Genomic DNA, 16,097 nt, shown 5'->3' on the forward strand with positions numbered 1-16,097 from the left:
GCTTTTGTATACGAAAGGAAACTCTTACTCCAGCTCGAAGGCGCCGGTGTAGAGCTGGTAGTACACGCCGTGCTGGGCAATCAGGTCGTCATGGCTGCCCCGCTCGATGATGCGGCCATGATCCAGCACCATGATGGCATCGGAATTGCGGACAGTGGAGAGCCGGTGGGCGATGACGAACACAGTCCGCCCGCTCATCAGGCTGTCCATGCCCTGCTGGACCAGGGCCTCGGTGTGGGTGTCGATGGAGGAGGTGGCCTCATCCAGAATCATCACCGGGGGATCGGCCACAGCGGCACGGGCGATGGCGATGAGCTGCCGCTGGCCCTGAGACAGGTTGGCGCCGTTGCCGGTGAGCATGGTATCATACCCCTGGGGCAGGCGGCGGATGAAGTCGTCAGCGTTGGCCAGCACGGCGGCGGCCTCCACCTCCTCGTCGGTGGCGTCCAGGTTGCCGTACCGGATGTTCTCCCGGACCGTGCCGGTGAACAGGTTGGTCTCCTGGAGCACAATGCCCAGAGAGCGGCGCAGGTCGCTCTTGCGGATATTGTTGATAGAAATGCCGTCATAGCGGATCTTTCCGTCAGCGATGTCATAGAACCGGTTGATCAGGTTTGTGATGGTGGTCTTGCCTGCACCGGTGGCGCCCACAAAGGCCAGCTTCTGACCGGGCTTGGCGAAGAGGGTGATGCCGTGGAGGATGGTCTTACCCTCCTCATAGGCAAAGTCCACACCGTCGAAGCGCACATCACCGGAGAGCTTGATCAGGTAGTAATTCTCCCCCTCCACGTTGCGCACAGGGCCGTGAATGACGCGGTAGGAGGGGCCGGTCTCCGTCTCCGGGTATTTCCAGGCCCAGGTGGAGCCGTCCTCCGGCTTTTTCAGCTCCGTGAGGCGCCCGTCCTCCTGTACGCGCACCGGCACCATGGTGGCGCCCACGCTGTGCGGGACCTTCCAGGCCCAGAGGTTGGTCCGGTTCTCGCTCTCCTCCAGCTGGCTGCCCGACTTGTCGTAGGACACATTCACCAGGGTGACCACGCCGTGATCCTCCTCGGAGGGCTCATCCATGAGCCTGAAAATACGCTCAGCGCCGGCCAGACCCATGATGACGGAGTTGAGCTGCTGGGAAATCTGGCTGATGGGGTTGCTGAAGCTCTTGGACAGCTGGAGGAAGGAGGCGATGACGCCCAGGGTAATGCCGGCGTCAAAGCCGCCCAGGGCCATCAGACCGCCGGCCATGGCCACAATCACATACTGGATGTTGCCGATGTTGATCATGATGGGCATGAGGATGTTGGCGTACTTGTTGGCCTGATAGGCGCTCTCGCACAGGGCGTCGTTGACCTCGTCAAAGCCCTTCTCGGCCTCCTGCTCGTGGCAGAAGACCTTGATAACCTTCTGGCCGTTGATCATCTCCTCAATGTAGCCGTTCAGGTCGCCCAGCTTCATCTGCTGGCGGATAAAGTACTTGGCGCTGCGGCCAGCGATGAACCGGGTGACCAGCAACATGAAGCACACGCACAGCAGCACCACCAGGGTCAGCCACACGTTTTTGAACAGCATGGCGAAGAAGGTAACGGCGATCATGACCACAGAGTTGAACATCTGGGGGATGCTCTGAGAGAGCATCTGACGGAGGGTGTCCACGTCGTTGGTGTACACGCTCATCACGTCGCCGTGGGCATGGGTATCAAAGTACTTGATGGGCAGGGTCTGCATGTGGCTGAACAGGTCGTCGCGGATGGTCTTCTGCACGCCCTGGGAGATGGCCACCATAATCCGGTTATAGGCCAGGGTGCACAGGGCGCCGGTGACGTACAGGCAGGCCATCATCAGCAGGGCCTGGAGAAGCGCGGTGTACACCGGGGTCTCCATGGTCAGCAGCGGGGCGATGTAGTCGTCGATGAGGGCCTGGAGGAACAGAGAACCGCCCACAGAAGCGATGGCGCTGACCAGAATGCACAGCAGCACCAGGAAGAAGCGGAATTTGTAGCCGGCGAACACATAGCTGAGGATCCGGCCGGCGGTGTGGCGCTTGCCGGCGGAGGGCTGGGAATTCTTATTCATCGTCGCCGCCTCCCTTCGTCTGGGACTCATAGATTTCACGGTATGTCTGGCAGTTCTGAAGCAGCTCCTGATGGGTGCCCATAGCGCTGATTCTGCCGCCCTCCATCACCAGAATCTTGTCCGCGTCCTCAATGGAGGAGATGCGCTGGGCGATGATGAACTTGGTAGTGTCGGGGATCTCGTTGCGGAAGGCCTGGCGGATCAGGGCGTCGGTCTTGGTATCCACGGCGGAGGTGGAGTCGTCCAGAATGAGGATCTTGGGCCGCTTCAACAGGGCGCGGGCAATACACAGCCGCTGCTTCTGGCCGCCGGACACATTGGAGCCGCCCTGCTCAATGTGGGTATTGTACTTGTCGGGGAACTCCTGGATGAAGGGGTCGGCCTGGGCCAGACGGCACATATGGACCATCTCTTCGTCAGTGGCGTCGGCGTCGCCCCAGCGCAGGTTCTCCTTGATGCTGCCGGAGAAGAGCACGTTCTTCTGGAGCACCATGGCCACCTGCTGCCGCAGGGCCTCCATATCGTAGTCCCGGACGTCCACGCCGCCTACCAGCACCCGGCCCTCGGTGGCGTCGTACAGACGGGGGATGAGCTGGACCAGGGTGGTCTTGGAGGTGCCGGTGCCGCCCAGAATGCCCACAGTCTCGCCCGACTTAATGGTCAGGTTTACATCCTTCAGGCACTCCTTGGAGGGGTCGTTGGCATAGCTGAAGCTGACGTTCTCAAAGACCACGGAGCCGTCCTTCACCTCAGTGACAGGGTTGGCGGGGTTCTTCAGGTCGCTCTCCTCGTTGAGCAGCTCGCAGATACGCTCGGCGGAGGCGCGGGCCAGAATAATCTGCACCAGAATCATGGAGCACATCATCAGGCTCATAAGGATCATCATAATGTAGCTGAACATGCTGGTCAGGTTGCCGGTGGTGATTTCGCCGCCCACCACCAGATGGGCGCCCAGCCAGGACACGGTCAGCATGCAGCCGTACACGCACAGCTGCATCAGAGGCGCGTTGAAGGAGATGAGCTTCTCGGCCTTGGTGAAGTCGGTAAAGATCTCGTTGGAGACGTTGCCGAACTTGGCCCGCTCATGGTCCTCACGGACAAAGGACTTAACCACCCGGATGCCCAGCAGGTTCTCCTGCACCACGTTGTTGAGCCAGTCGTACTTTTTGAACACCCGCTCGAAGATGGGGTGAGCGCTGGTCATGATGAAGTACAGGCCCAGCGCCAGAATGGGAATGACCACCAGGAAGATAAGGGCCAGCTTGGGGCTGATGGTGAAGGTAAGGGCCCAGGCGCAGATGAGCATGATGGGGCAGCGCACAGCGATGCGGATGATCATCATGAAGGCCATCTGCACGTTGGTCACGTCGGTGGTCAGGCGGGTGATGATGCCGCCGGTGGAGAATTTGTCAATGTTGGAGAAGGAGAACTGCTGTACGTTATGATACATCTCCCGGCGCAGGTTGCGGGAGAAGCCGGTGGAGGCCTTTGCGGCAAACCGGCCGGACAGGGCGCCGAAAATCAGGGCTACAACGGCCATAACCACCAGCAGCAGGCCATAAAGCAGGATATTTGTCATGTTTCCGGCCTCAATGCCCTTATCAATGAGCTGGGCCATCATCATGGGGATTAGGACATCAAAGGCCACCTCAAAGATAACGAAGATGGGGGTCAAAATGGTGTCCCGTTTGTACTCCTGAATACAGGCGATCAGACGTTTGATCATGAAATCGCTCCTTTGCACTTGGAATCGTGGGGATATAGGGGCCGGGCGGGCAGCCGCCTTGAGAAACTATTTCAGCAGATTGCGCTGAATTTTCCGCGCTGTGGCAATAAACTGTTCCAGTTCCTCCTCTGCCAGGCCGGCAGTCATGAGCTTCTCGGCAATTTGAAACTTCTCCGCAATATCCGCATGGACAGCCAGGGCCTTTTCCGTTGGGATCAGCTTTTTCAGCCGCGCGTCCTGGGGAACGCTCTGACGGACGAGCATGCCGTCCCGCTCCAGGTTCTGGAGAAAGCGGGAGGCGGTGGAACGGCGGATACAGAATGCCTCCTCCACATCTCGCTGGTAGAGCGCCCGGTCCGGATAATCACAGAGAAAACCCATGATGAGACACTCGGTTTCTGTGCTGCCGTGGCGCTCGTCCGATGGAGGCGACAGTTCCATCATCTTTCTCCTGAGCAGGTTGGACAGGCTGCGGATGAGAAAGCCAACGGAATTTTGGCGTTGTATGGCGATCGCCCCCCCCCCTCACTTTAGTTAGATAGCTAACATATTATAGTGAGATAAAAAATGGATGTCAATAGGGAAAATAGAAATTTGCTTTTTCGCAAAAAGTAAGAGGAAAGAACGTGAAAAAATAGACATAAATTTAAAATATCATAAGATGCGGGAAACAATTGCCGGAGGGCAAAGTTTTCCGGGGAAGGGGAATTGCAATCGGCGGAGGGACGTGCTAACATGTAAGCTAACAGGAAAATGCCTGCCGGGGGACCGGCAGGCAGGGGAGAAATGAAGTCCAGGTGATGAAGGGTGAAATATTTTTATGGGGCCAGAAAGCGGGGGCCCTATTTTGAAGGCTGGCAGCTGCGGCACCAGGCGCCCGGCGGGGAGACGCTGTCGCTCTTCCCCATGCTGCGCATTGACAGGGCGGGGGGAACCACAGCCGCCATCCGGGTGGAGTCCCGGGAGGGCGCGTGGGACGTCAGCTGCCCGGGAGAGAGTTTTCAGGCCTCTGAGGGGCTGTTTCAGGTGTGGGTGAAGGGCAGCCTCTTCAATCGGAAGGGGCTGTGGCTGGACCTGCGGACCGGAGGCATGACTCTCTGCGGCGAACTGCGGTACGGACCTTTTACGCCGCTGAAGTATGATTTGATGGGGCCGCTGGGGGCGCTACCTGTCTTTCCGGTGCGCCGGGGGGTCATCAGCATGGGACACCGGCTGGAGGGGGTCCTGCTGCTCAATGGACGGCGGATTGATTTTACCGGCGGCACCGGATTTATCGAGACGTTCCGGGGCACGGAGCGGCCCATGGCTTCACTGTGGAGCCAGAGCATCTGGCGGGAAGAGCGGAGCAACAGCATCCTGGTCAGCGTAGAGCGGATGTCCACCCTGGCGGGTCCACGCGTCAGCTGCCTGTGCGCGGTGCTTTACGGCGGGCGGGAGTACCGCCTGGTCACCTACCGGGGCGCCAGCGTGGAGCACTGGTCGGCGGAAGGGGTCATTGTCCGCCAGGGCGGGCTCTGCCTGGCCGTAAGGCCGGAGGGCGAGGGGGAGCATCCCCCGGTCCGCTACCAGCTCTGGGAGGGGGAGCGCCAGCTCTTTGACCACCTGGACCCCTGGGCGGGCTATCACTGCATAGAAGGGAAAAAGGACGGCTGAAGAACGGAAAATAAGGGAGGCATGGCGCCGGACGGCACATGCCTCCCTTATCTCTTACTGCTTGAATTTTTCCAGCAGCCAGGCCTCCCACCGGTCGCCGTACTTCATGGCAACCAGAAACAGGGCCAGACCGGCCAGGCCAATGAGTACCATAGCCCAGATGGGAATAGAGATGACCGAGCCGCCCACGGCCGAGGCCACCAGCAGCCCCCAGGGCCGGGTGAGGACCACAATCACCAGAAAACGGGAGAAACTGATGTCGGTCAAACCCGCCAGGATGCAAATCAGGTCGTCGGGGAAAAAGGGAAAGAGAAAGACCAGCGCCAGAAATACGTCCCTCTTGCGGCGGATCAGGTCCAGGTATTGGTCGGACACCTTCTGACTGACAAAGCGGCCCGCGAAGGACTGCCCCAGTATCCGGGCCAGCCAGAATACCGCCGCGGAGCCCAGCACCACCGCCCCTGCGGTGAGCAGAAAGGCGGGCCACATGCCGAAGAGCAGGGCGCCCCCTGCGGCGGTGATATTGCTGGGAATAGGCGCAATGACCACCGAAGCCAGCTGGACCAGGAAAAAGACCAGGTGGGAGTAGGGAGAGAAACGGGCGATATAGTCCTGAATGCCCTCCAGGGATTTTGCAGCGGCGAAAAAGCCGGTGTTCCAGAGAAAGAGAAAAATACCGCCCAGGACTAAAATAGTGAGAACCAGCGTGGCAATCCACTTGCGATTTCTTTTTTTCATATGACAAGCCCCTTGTCTTATATTGCCGCAATGGGCGCCGGATGGCTGCGTACGGCCATATCCGACACACATTACCATAAGGCTACCACAGAGGAGGCGAAGATGCCATAGAGAAATGGTTAAGATTGTTTAAATAAAATCAAAAAACCAGGGCATGCGGGAAGCTGAAACCTGTGGAAGCGGGGAATAAAAAATAGGCGGCCCCGGACAAAACCGGAGACCGCCGAATAAACAAAAAGCCACACCATGGTCGGGTGTGGAACTTCTGTACAGCACGGTATGTATGTCGAGTTTATCGATCGCTGACGATAACCTGTTCATCGCCGCCAAAAATCAATTCGTCGACATCCGTACTCTGGATGTCAGTCCACGTCATGGCCTCAACCCCCTCTCTAATTTGTTAACTTTATTATACTGCGGTTACAGTTAAGAAACAAGAGACAATTGTAGAAAATAGATAAACAAATTGTAAATAAATTATGTATTTTTGTGTTGTAAAAAAATTCTTGCTATTTTTAGTTCTGTGTGCTATACTATCAAAGTCAATTTCAGATGCAGGTGTAGTTCAATGGCAGAACGTCAGCTTCCCAAGCTGAACACGAGGGTTCGATTCCCTTCACCTGCTCCACGTCGGAGCAAGCTTTGTATCGCTTGCTCCGACTTATTTTATCAGTCAGAGCGCGCTCACGCCGCTGCTCCTCCTTTCCAAACCGCAACCGCTCACGCTGGGCTGCGGGCTTGGGGCCGCCGCTTCGCGGCGGTTTTGCTTTTTCCTTGGAAAATATCGATTTTAACCGTCTCTTCCAGAATAAAAGGCAACTGCGAAAGCAGTTGACTTTTATTCTGGGTTCCGCCGCCCAGAGGGCGGCTCCACCCTTCGGGATTTCAATGCTCAGGGCGGCAAAGCCGCCCTTCCGCCTGTTGGCAAAAATCCAGGAACATGCGGGAAGGTATTGTATAATAAAACCATAAAAGGAGAAATGATATAGATTTTTCCAGCGCCTTGTGTTATACTTTTCGCAAAGAAACAGGGCGACGAACAAGAAATTGAGGAAAAAAAGATGGACGATAAAAATAAAATGGGTTCAGTTTTTAAGGAGGCGTAGGCATGAAATATGTTATTAGGATCATTCAGATTTCTACACTTTTAGGCGGAGCAGAATTTGTGGCATTACTACTTTTGGGGGATTTAACAGAAAGCGTAAAGCCAGTGGTATTAGGGGCAGTACTTGCCAGCCTGATTATATCTGGAGTACTTGGTATAATTGACCGGAAATTTGTAAGCACAAGAAACAAAGTTTCGGGCGCTTTATCTTGACAGTATTGAAAGATACTTTAGGGAACATCAGCCGGCACAATAATTACCGATTACCATTTATATTCTGTAATCTACTGTAAAAGTGAAATAATCTGTCAAAAGGGCAGTTGGAATGTGTCCGGCTGCCCTTTTTCCATGCCTTCCATGCCGACAAGCAGAAAGGAGTAACCGGCTATGACGAAACGGAAGGAGAAAACCCGCGAGGAATTGACTTTCAAGGCTTGAGGTGGGGCATCACATGCCCCAGATGAATATTCCTACATCGAATTTTGAATTTTAGTCTCCGGGAACACAAAAGGGAATTGGAAGTTATACAAAAAGTGGAGAACTTCCTTGTAAAGCGCGGGATCCTGCGCTATAATGTAGAAAAACGCCAGGGAGGGAAAAGCATGGGAATCTGGAACAAGGTGCGGGCGCGTATCCTGGGCGAGAGCTGGGAAGCGCCGGACGGTGCGGTGGAGAAGGATCCGCCGGAGAACAAGAAGCCGGGCCAGGGCTTTTCCCCGGCTGACGACACGGGCGTAGGCAAGGTCATGGTGCTGACCCCCGGCAAGTATGTGGACGCGGGCAAGATTGCCGACTGCCTGCTGGACGGCTATGCGGTGGCGGTCAATCTGGAGAGCGCCTCCCGGGAGGCGGCCCGGCGCATTGTGGACTTTCTCAGCGGCGCGGCCTACGGCCGGGACGGGCAGATGGTTCAGATTGGATACAGCGCCTATTTGCTCCTGCCCGCAGGAGCCAGGCTGCTGGACGGCGAGGAAGAAAAGGACCCGGACGGCTTTGACTTTGAGGACGCCCAGGGCTTTTGACAACAGAGAACAGAAGAGGACCGGCCGCTGGCCGGTCCTCTTCTTTCTGTATCGGCTTTATTCAAACGTCACCTGAGCGTCCAGGGGAACAATGTTCACATAGGTTTTGCCCCGGCCAAAGACGATGGGGTTGCCCTCCAGGTCGGTGTAGTAGAGCTGCCCGTCGGGCTCGGACTTGCTCCACACCAGGTCCGTGACCTTTCCGCCGCAGGCAAAGTACCCTGTGCCACCGCTGGACAGGTCCACGGAGACATGGCCGTAGGAGTCGCCGGTGTTGCGGCAGGCGGTGCGCAGCACCACCACGTTGGTCACGCCCACCTGTTCGCCGGTGTTGCCGTCGATGTAGGGCGCGCCGTACTCGGAGACCAGGTAGCGCTTGGTCTCCGGGTCGTAGGTAAATACGCCGGTCTTGTAGTTGGAGAAGGGCACCGTGATGACGGGGGCGTCGGTGCCGCCGGCGGGGGTGCCGTCGTCGGCAAAGTCCATCTGGTAGCTCCAGCCCTCCTCGTGCTCCTGCCGGAAGGAGGCGGCGGAGAAGATCTCGTCAATCTTCGCGCCGGTGGTGATGACGCTGTGGACGTACCCGTTGGTGGACTTCCGGCCCGGGTCACGCCACATCAGATTGCCGCCCTCGCTGTTGCTCATGTAGGGGCCACGGACGGCGTCCAGGGAGGTGACGCCCCAGGCTCTGATTTTGCCGTAGGCGTCCTCCACACCGGCCACATCACTGCCGCCCGCGTGGATGAGGATGGCGTCATGGCCCAGGGCCAGCTCCAGGTAGTAGGTGCGGGTGGAGCGGACCGAGCCGATGACTCCCACATCCCGGGGGTTCTGGTACACGCTCATCATGCGGGTGATACCGCCCTCCTCCAGGCACTCGTAGATGATATCCGCCTCGGACTGGCCCTGCTGGGGCAGCGCCTGCTCCAGATTGTTGAGCATGATGGCCACCGGGCGCTTGTTCACCCACTCCTCCTCCATGGGCTCGCCGGTGAGGGGGTTGCGGGGACCGGTGTACTCGGGCTCCGCCGTCTCAGTGGGGGTGGGGGAGGGCTCGGGAGCCTCGGTTCTGGCGGGCAGGGTGGGGATGTCCGGGGGCGTGGGGGTGACCTCCGCCGTCTTGGAGCCGCAGGCGGAGAGCAGAAGCAGCAGGGACAGACAGAGAGGGAGCATCCGGCGCAGTCGCATGGCATGGGCCTCCGTTCGTCAAGATTCTGTTTTTATAGTACCTGGCGGCGCTGCCGGTGTCAAGGGCGGAGCGGGTAGAAAAAGCCGCCCGGACGACGGGCGTCCGGGCGGCTGCAGGCTGTCGATAAACCCTTCGGCCAAAGGTTTCGGAGGGAAAGATAGTGTGAAAGAAAACCGTCAGGGTTGTCTTTCGCGTGCAATCAAACCACTTTTTCAAACTTTCAAAAGTTTGAAAAAGTGCAGCAGCCTGTCGAAAAGACGCTTCGACAGGCTGAAAGCCGCCCGGACAGAACTGTCCAGGCGGCTGGAGAGACCGAAAATCAGTCGGTGGTGTAGTTGTCGAAGTAGCCCTGGATATAGACAATGGGGGTGCCCTTGTCGCCGGAGCCGGAGGTCAGGTCACACAGGGAGCCGATGAGGTCGGTAAGGCGGCGGGGGGTGGTGCCCTGGGAGACCATGTTGCCCACCAGGCTGCTGCCGTCCTTCTTGCGGATCTGCTCCTTGATGGCGTCGCGCAGAGCCTCGCCGGACAGGGCGGCGAAGTCGTTGTCGGCCAGATACTTCAGCTTCAGCTCATTGGGAGTGCCCTCCAGGCCGGCGGTGTAGGCGGGGGAGACCACGGGGTCGGCCAGCTCCCAAATCTTGCCCACGGGGTCCTTGAAGGCGCCGTCGCCGTAGACCATGACCTCCACGTGCTTGCCGGTCTCGGCGAGCATCTTGGCCTGGATGGCCTCCACCAGGTCCTGGCAGGGACGGGGGAAGAGCTTCACCTTGTCCTCGGTGGCCTTGTTGGAGCCCAGCAGGCCGTAGGTCTCGTTGCAGCCGCTGCCGTTGATGGGGGCGGTCATGATGTCGTCCAGAGTGAGGACCTTCTCAGCGCCGGCGGCCTGGAGCAGGCGCTTGGTGCGCTTGCGGGTGTGGATGTCGCAGGCCAGGACGGTCTTGGTGTAGTTCAGGACGGCACGGGGGTCGTTGGCGAAGATGATCTCCACCTCGGCGCCGCACTCCTGAATCAGGTTCTGGTAGTACTCCACGTAGTCCACGCCGGTGAAGGGGTGCTTCTCATAGCCGAAGAGCTCACGATAGCGCTCCAGGGTGAGCACGTCCTTGTAGGGGTCGACCCCCTTCTCGTCCACGGCGTCCAGGCTGATGAGGTGGTTGCCGACCTCGTCGGAGGGGTAGGAGAGCATCAGCACAATCTTGCTGCAGCCTTTGGCGATGCCCCGCAGGCAGATGGCGAAGCGGTTGCGGGACAGGATGGGAAAGATGACGCCCACGGTGCCGCCGCCCAGCTTGGCACGCACATCGGCGGCGATGTCGTCCACGGTGGCATAGTTGCCCTGGCTGCGGGCCACAATGGCTTCGGTAATGGCAATGACATCCCGGTCGCGCACGGTGAAGCCGTCATCCCTGGCGGCCTCCAGCACAGAAGAGGTGACGATATCCACCAGGTTATCGCCGCTGCGGATAATAGGGGCGCGAATGCCGCGGGAAACAGTACCGACCATCCGGCTCATGAAAAAACACTCCTAAATTTTCAATTTTTTGTACAGAGCGGCTGAAAACCGCCCGGCAGTTTATTATACTACAAGCCGGGCCGGCCGCACAATAGAGAATTCCCTCCCCAAAGGGAGAAAATGCGCCGGGCGGGAACAAGACAGCAAACCGCCCCGGCCAATGGACCGGGGCGGTTGGAACTGGAAAACTCAGCGGCGGATAATCTCGTGGCGCTTGGGGCCGGTGGACACAGTCTTAATGGGGACGCCGATGTGCTTCTCAATGAAGTCCACATAGTCCCGGGCTTCCTTGGGCAGCTTGTCGTACTCGGTGACGCCCCGGATGTCGCACTTCCAGCCGGGCAGGGTCTCATAGACCGGCTTGGCCTTGTCCAGCAGGGGGGAGACGGGGAAGTCGGCGGTGACCTTGCCGTCAATCTCATAGCCGGTGCACACCTTGATCTCATCCAGGTAGCCCAGGCAGTCAATGGCGGTAAGGGCCACCTCTGTGGCGCCCTGGACCATGCAGCCGTAACGGGTGGCTACGGCGTCAAACCAGCCCACCCGGCGGGGGCGGCCGGTGGTGGCGCCGAACTCACCGGCGTCGCCGCCACGGCGGCGCAGCTCGTCAGCCTCATCGCCGAACAGCTCGGACACAAAGGCGCCCGCGCCCACGGCGGAGGAGTAGGCCTTGGTGACGCACACCACCTCGGTCAGGGCGGAGGGGGGCACCGCGGCGCCCACACAGCCGTAGCCGGCCAGGGTGTGGGAGGAGGTGGTGAAGGGGTAGATGCCCAGGTCGGGGTCCTTCATGGAGCCCAGCTGGCCCTCCAGCAGGATCTTCCTGCCCTCCTTCAGGGCCTGGTGGACAAAGGCCACCGCGTCGCCCACATAGGGGGCCACCATGTCCCGGTAGCCCATGAGGGTGTTGAACAGCTCCTTGGGGTCCAGAGAGGGCTTGTGGTACAGATGCTCAAAGAGCACGTTCTTGATGACGCAGACATGCTCCAGCCGCTCCATCAGCCGCTTCTCATCAAACAGGTCGCAGACCTGAATGCCAATCTTGGCATATTTGTCGGAGTAGAAGGGGGCGATACCCGACTTGGTGGAGCCGAAGGCGGCGCCGGCCAGGCGCTCCTCCTCATAGGTATCCTGGAGCACATGGTAGGGCATCAGCACTTGGGTGCGCTGGTCTACAATGATGTGGGGGGCGGGCACGCCGCCGTCGGTCAGGGTTTTCAGCTCATGGATGAATTTGGGCACGTCCAGGGCCACGCCGTTGCCGATGATGTTGGTGGTGTGGGGATAGAACACGCCCGAGGGGAGCTGATGCAGTGCGAACTTTCCATAATCACAGATAATGGTATGGCCTGCGTTGGCGCCGCCCTGAAAGCGGATGACAACGTCGGATTCCTCGGCCAGCAGGTCAGTGATCTTGCCCTTGCCCTCGTCGCCCCAGTTTGCGCCTACAATTGCTTTGACCATAATCGTTCCTCCTGCCGCGGGGATTCGCGCGTTGGCCTTTTCCCACGGACGGACGATATTATATCCCCGGATTGTTCAGATTACAAGGGACAAAATGTAAAAAATCAGATTTGAGCGGAACATTTCTTCTCAGACTGGAAGATGTCCGCCTCGGACGGAAGAGGATGGAAAAGGGTGTCCGTCACAGGAAAATCTCTGGGCTGGGGAGAAAAAATTCCGGAATGCCCTCGGCGGCGGGACACAGAGTGTGGAGGGGATAAAAAATGACCAGGGCGTCCTCTGTAAGATAGAAATTGTCCAGGGCAAAGTCCGCCTCCAACCGGCGGGGCCAGTCCTCATAGAACAGGAACTCCCCGGAGGCGGCCCGCCGGGCGCACTGGTCCGCCACCGCGGAGAGCACCTGCCGCCGCCAGCGAGTCCTGGGCGGAAAGAGGGAGGACAGAGAAACCGGGGTACCGGAGGACAGGTCCCAGGTCTCGCCCGACCGCACCAGCAGGGGCCGCGCGGTTCCGTGCTGTTCGGCGGCGTCGGCGTGCAGGCTGAGCACTCCGCCGCCGCTGCGGGTGACGGTAAAGTCCAGCGCCGCTGTCCAGGGGGTAAAGGGACGGGACTGCGCCCTGGCCTCCCGCAGGGCGGCGCAGGCCATGGCGTACAGCGGCCCCTCCCAGCGGGTTCGCCAGACCTGGGCCTGCCGGGCGAAACAGCGGTCAATGCGCCGCAGGCCCGGCGTGTCCCACTCCAGCGACGGCGCCCGGAGGGACAGCGCCAGCACCGGTTCCTCCTCCAGCGTCAGCACCTGCTCCTCCGGCGCAGCCTCTATTGTCACCGACTCCACCCGGCGTTTTCCAAGCATAGACGCCCCTCCTTTTTCAAACCGTTCTGCCCCATCCTATGTATCAGAAGAAGATTTGACAGAAGTTTTTCCCTGTGTTACGCTAAAGCAAAAGAGAAAGGAGAGTGCGGCATGGTTCGGCTGTATATCCGGGTGTCCGGCCGGGTCCAGGGGGTAGGGTTCCGGTGGTTCACCTGCGCCGCAGCCGCCCGGCTGGATTTGACCGGCTGGGTACGCAACCGGGAGGACGGCGACGTGGAGATGGAGGTCCAGGGGGACGAGGGGCCGGTAGAGGAGTTTATTCAGGCCGTGTCCCAGGGGCCCAGGTATGCCCGGGTGGACGGCGTAGAGCGCTATGCCCTGACGCCTGAGGAAGGAGAACGGTCCTTCCACGAGCGGGGCAGCCTGTGGTGAAATTTTCCCCGCAAAAGGGACAAATTCTGTTTACTTTCATGCTTCAGTGATTTAAAATATAAAATGATAAATCATGAAAGCGAACCCTTACCAAATATACCAAAAGGAGGCTGTCAGCCTATGACCAAGGGTGACAAGAAGGAACACAGCGATATTCTCTATGAGACCATTCTCACCCTCAAGGACCTGGACGAGTGCAAGAAATTTTTCTCCGATCTGTGCACTGTGGCCGAGCTGCGCGCCATGGAGCAGCGCTTTGAGGTAGCCATTCTCCTGTCCAACGGCATGATCTACAACGACATTCTGGAGCGGACCGGGGCGTCCAGCGCCACAATCAGCCGGGTGAACCGCTCCCTCAACTACGGCGCGGACGGATACACCACTGTGCTGCCCCGGGTGAAGGAGAAGCTGAAGGCCGATGGAAAGCTATGAGTTCCTGGCCGGGTGCTACGATGAGCTGACCACCGACGTGCGGTACGGCCGGTGGGCGGACTACATTGAGAAGCACTTTGCCCGCAGCGCCCTGCCCATCCATACGGTGCTGGACCTGGCCTGCGGCACCGGCAGCCTGACGGCGGAACTCATGGGCCGGGGCTACGAGATGATCGGCGTGGACCGCTCGGCGGAGATGCTGTCCGTGGCGGCGGAGAAGTGCCGGGACCTGGAGGGCGAGCCGCCCATCTTCCTGTGCCAGAGCATGGAGAAGCTGGACCTGTACGGCACCATTGACGCCTGCGTCTGCTGCCTGGACAGCGTCAACTATGTCACCAGCCCCAGGACCCTTCGGAAGGCATTCCAGCGGGTCCACCTGTTCCTCATGCCCGGCGGGCTGTTCCTCTTTGACATCAACACGCCGGACAAGCTTCGGGGCCTGGACGGGGGCATGTTTATCGACGAGACTGACGACGCATACTGCGTCTGGCGGGCGGAGTACTCCCCCCGGCGGCGCATCTGCACCTACGGCATGGATATCTTCCGCCTGGAGGCCGACGGCCGCTGGAGCCGGGGTGAGGAGGTCCATGAGGAGTACGCCTACGAGCCTGACGAGCTGGAGGAATACCTGCGGGAAGCCGGCTTCACCCGCATCCGCCGCCATGGCTGCCTGAAAATGCGCGCCCCCGTGCCGGGAGAGGAGCGCATCTTCTTCACTGCTGTGAAGAAGGGCTGAACACAGCAGGCCGCAAGCGTGAAATTTGTCCGCTGAGTGGGGACAAATAATGCGCCCGGCGGGCTGCATCTTATTCGCCATTGGAAAAGGCGCGCGCACCTTTTCCACGGAAGAGAAAGGAAACAAACGCATTTATGTCTGATCAGATTATTCGCATGTTGGCCAAGGATGCTCCGGTAAAGGCATCCGCCATTACGGCGGGCGCCCTGGTGGAGCGGGCCCGCCAGATCCACAAGACTCTGCCCACCGCCACCGCCGCCCTGGGCCGCGCCCTGATGGGGGCGTCCATGATGGGCAACCAGCTCAAGGAGGAGGCGGCTTCCCTCACTCTGCGGGTGAAGGGGGACGGCCCTCTGGGCGGCATTACCGCCGTGTCGGACAGCGAAGGCAACGTCCGGGGCTATGTCCAGAATCCGGCAGCCGATCTGCCGCGGAAGCGGCCCGGAAAGCTGGACGTGGGGGCCGCCGTGGGCGCCGGCTCCCTCACCATCATCAAAGACCTGAATATGAAGGAGCCCTATGTGGGCACCATTGAGCTGCTCTCCGGCGAGATTGCCGATGATATCGCGGCCTATTTTCTGGAGAGCGAGCAGATCCCCACGGCCTGTGCCCTGGGGGTCCTGCTGGACACCGACCAGTCCGTCCTCTGCGCCGGCGGTTACCTCATCCAGCTGCTGCCCGGCGCGGATGAGAGCGTGATCCGCACCATCGAGCAGGGAGTGGCCCGGGTGGGCGCGGTGACCGACGCCCTCCGGGACGGACTGACCGCCAAAGGCCTGCTGCTGCAGGTGCTGTCCGACTTCGACATGGAGGTGCTGGAGGAGAGCCCGGTGGAGTACCGCTGCTACTGCAGCCGGGACCGGGTGACCCGGGCCCTCATCAGCATGGGAAAGAAAGACCTGGCGGAGCTGATCGCCGACCAGGGCAAGGCGGAGCTCACCTGTCAGTTCTGCGACAAGGTGTATCACTACTCCAAGGAGGAGCTGGAGGCCATTCTGGCTGCAATGTGACAGAAGAAGCGCTCCGCACAGATATGGGATAAAGAACGCCCCCTGCCTACCGGCAGGGGGCGTTCTTTATCAAAATAAAGCAGGACAAAACTCCCAATTCCTATAATAATTAGGAAAATTAACATGGGATAATGCGGCAAAAAAAGATAGCCTGTAATATAATAAGCACCATAATAAGGAAGGGGGGAGAGGG

15 protein-coding genes and 1 tRNA gene are annotated in these 16,097 nt (G+C 59.4%); 8 read left to right on the top strand and 8 right to left on the bottom strand.

The genetic code is table 11. The features are described from left to right. Positions 1-24: 24 nt before the first annotated feature. The 3 genes from Q0K06_RS01975 to Q0K06_RS01985 form a co-directional block, all read right to left on the bottom strand. Entirely contained in the window at positions 25-2,067 is a 2,043-nt protein-coding gene (locus Q0K06_RS01975) for an ABC transporter ATP-binding protein (protein WP_294547854.1), read from the bottom strand. After that, positions 2,060-3,793 (bottom strand): ABC transporter ATP-binding protein, encoded by a 1,734-nt coding sequence (locus Q0K06_RS01980; protein ID WP_294547856.1) that lies wholly within the window; start codon positions 3,791-3,793, stop codon positions 2,060-2,062. The genes Q0K06_RS01975 and Q0K06_RS01980 overlap by 8 nt, the downstream gene beginning before the upstream one ends. A 66-nt stretch (positions 3,794-3,859) precedes the next feature. Further along, positions 3,860-4,234, bottom strand: a complete 375-nt coding sequence (locus Q0K06_RS01985) for a MarR family transcriptional regulator (RefSeq protein WP_294547858.1) — start codon at positions 4,232-4,234, stop codon at positions 3,860-3,862. 366 nt (positions 4,235-4,600) lie between these two features. Here Q0K06_RS01985 and Q0K06_RS01990 point away from each other — a divergent pair, with 366 nt between their 5' ends. Beyond that, positions 4,601-5,446 (top strand): hypothetical protein, encoded by an 846-nt coding sequence (locus tag Q0K06_RS01990; protein WP_294547860.1) that lies wholly within the window; start codon positions 4,601-4,603, stop codon positions 5,444-5,446. A gap of 54 nt (positions 5,447-5,500) precedes the next feature. Here the strand turns inward: Q0K06_RS01990 and Q0K06_RS01995 are convergent, their stop codons facing one another. Continuing rightward, entirely contained in the window at positions 5,501-6,184 is a 684-nt protein-coding gene (locus Q0K06_RS01995) for a VTT domain-containing protein (RefSeq protein ID WP_294547862.1), read from the bottom strand. A gap of 554 nt (positions 6,185-6,738) precedes the next feature. Here Q0K06_RS01995 and Q0K06_RS02000 point away from each other — a divergent pair. The 3 genes from Q0K06_RS02000 (at position 6,739) to Q0K06_RS02010 (ending at position 8,311) form a co-directional block, all read left to right on the top strand. After that, positions 6,739-6,812: transfer RNA gene (locus tag Q0K06_RS02000), tRNA-Gly, on the top strand. Between the two features lie 480 nt (positions 6,813-7,292). Then, positions 7,293-7,502 (top strand): hypothetical protein, encoded by a 210-nt coding sequence (locus Q0K06_RS02005; protein ID WP_294547864.1) that lies wholly within the window; start codon positions 7,293-7,295, stop codon positions 7,500-7,502. A gap of 389 nt (positions 7,503-7,891) precedes the next feature. After that, complete coding sequence (locus Q0K06_RS02010) at positions 7,892-8,311, top strand: cell division protein SepF (protein WP_294547866.1); 420 nt, start codon at positions 7,892-7,894, stop codon at positions 8,309-8,311. Between the two features lie 57 nt (positions 8,312-8,368). On the opposite strand, the gene Q0K06_RS02015 is transcribed toward Q0K06_RS02010, so the two are convergent. The 4 genes from Q0K06_RS02015 to Q0K06_RS02030 form a co-directional block, all read right to left on the bottom strand. Beyond that, a complete protein-coding gene (locus Q0K06_RS02015; RefSeq protein WP_294547869.1) occupies positions 8,369-9,499 on the bottom strand; it encodes a DUF3048 domain-containing protein in 1,131 nt (376 codons plus the stop codon). A 320-nt stretch (positions 9,500-9,819) separates the two neighbouring features. Then, positions 9,820-11,016, bottom strand: a complete 1,197-nt coding sequence (locus Q0K06_RS02020) for a coenzyme F420-0:L-glutamate ligase (protein ID WP_294547871.1) — start codon at positions 11,014-11,016, stop codon at positions 9,820-9,822. Between the two features lie 189 nt (positions 11,017-11,205). Then, on the bottom strand, positions 11,206-12,480 hold the full coding sequence (locus tag Q0K06_RS02025) for an adenylosuccinate synthase (protein ID WP_294547873.1): 1,275 nt from the start codon (positions 12,478-12,480) through the stop codon (positions 11,206-11,208). Positions 12,481-12,661: 181 nt separating this feature from the next. Further along, the gene (locus Q0K06_RS02030; protein ID WP_294547875.1) at positions 12,662-13,333 is read right to left on the bottom strand and encodes an RsiV family protein; all 672 of its coding nucleotides are present in this window, start codon (positions 13,331-13,333) and stop codon (positions 12,662-12,664) included. 111 nt (positions 13,334-13,444) lie between these two features. On the opposite strand from Q0K06_RS02030, the gene Q0K06_RS02035 reads away from it, so the two are divergent. The 4 genes from Q0K06_RS02035 (at position 13,445) to hslO (ending at position 15,904) form a co-directional block, all read left to right on the top strand. Next, a complete protein-coding gene (locus Q0K06_RS02035) occupies positions 13,445-13,726 on the top strand; it encodes an acylphosphatase (protein ID WP_294547879.1) in 282 nt (93 codons plus the stop codon). Between the two features lie 120 nt (positions 13,727-13,846). Beyond that, a complete protein-coding gene (locus Q0K06_RS02040) occupies positions 13,847-14,158 on the top strand; it encodes a YerC/YecD family TrpR-related protein (RefSeq protein ID WP_294547882.1) in 312 nt (103 codons plus the stop codon). Continuing rightward, positions 14,145-14,894, top strand: coding sequence for a class I SAM-dependent methyltransferase (locus tag Q0K06_RS02045; protein WP_294547885.1), 750 nt, complete (start codon positions 14,145-14,147; stop codon positions 14,892-14,894). The genes Q0K06_RS02040 and Q0K06_RS02045 overlap by 14 nt, the downstream gene beginning before the upstream one ends. Before the next feature lie 134 nt (positions 14,895-15,028). Further along, positions 15,029-15,904 carry an Hsp33 family molecular chaperone HslO gene (hslO, locus tag Q0K06_RS02050; protein ID WP_294547888.1) on the top strand — a complete coding sequence of 292 codons (876 nt, stop codon included), beginning with the start codon at positions 15,029-15,031 and terminating at the stop codon, positions 15,902-15,904. Positions 15,905-16,097: the final 193 nt, after the last annotated feature.

Source organism: uncultured Pseudoflavonifractor sp. (assembly GCF_944387805.1).
Classification (GTDB): Bacteria; Bacillota; Clostridia; order Oscillospirales; family Oscillospiraceae; genus Pseudoflavonifractor.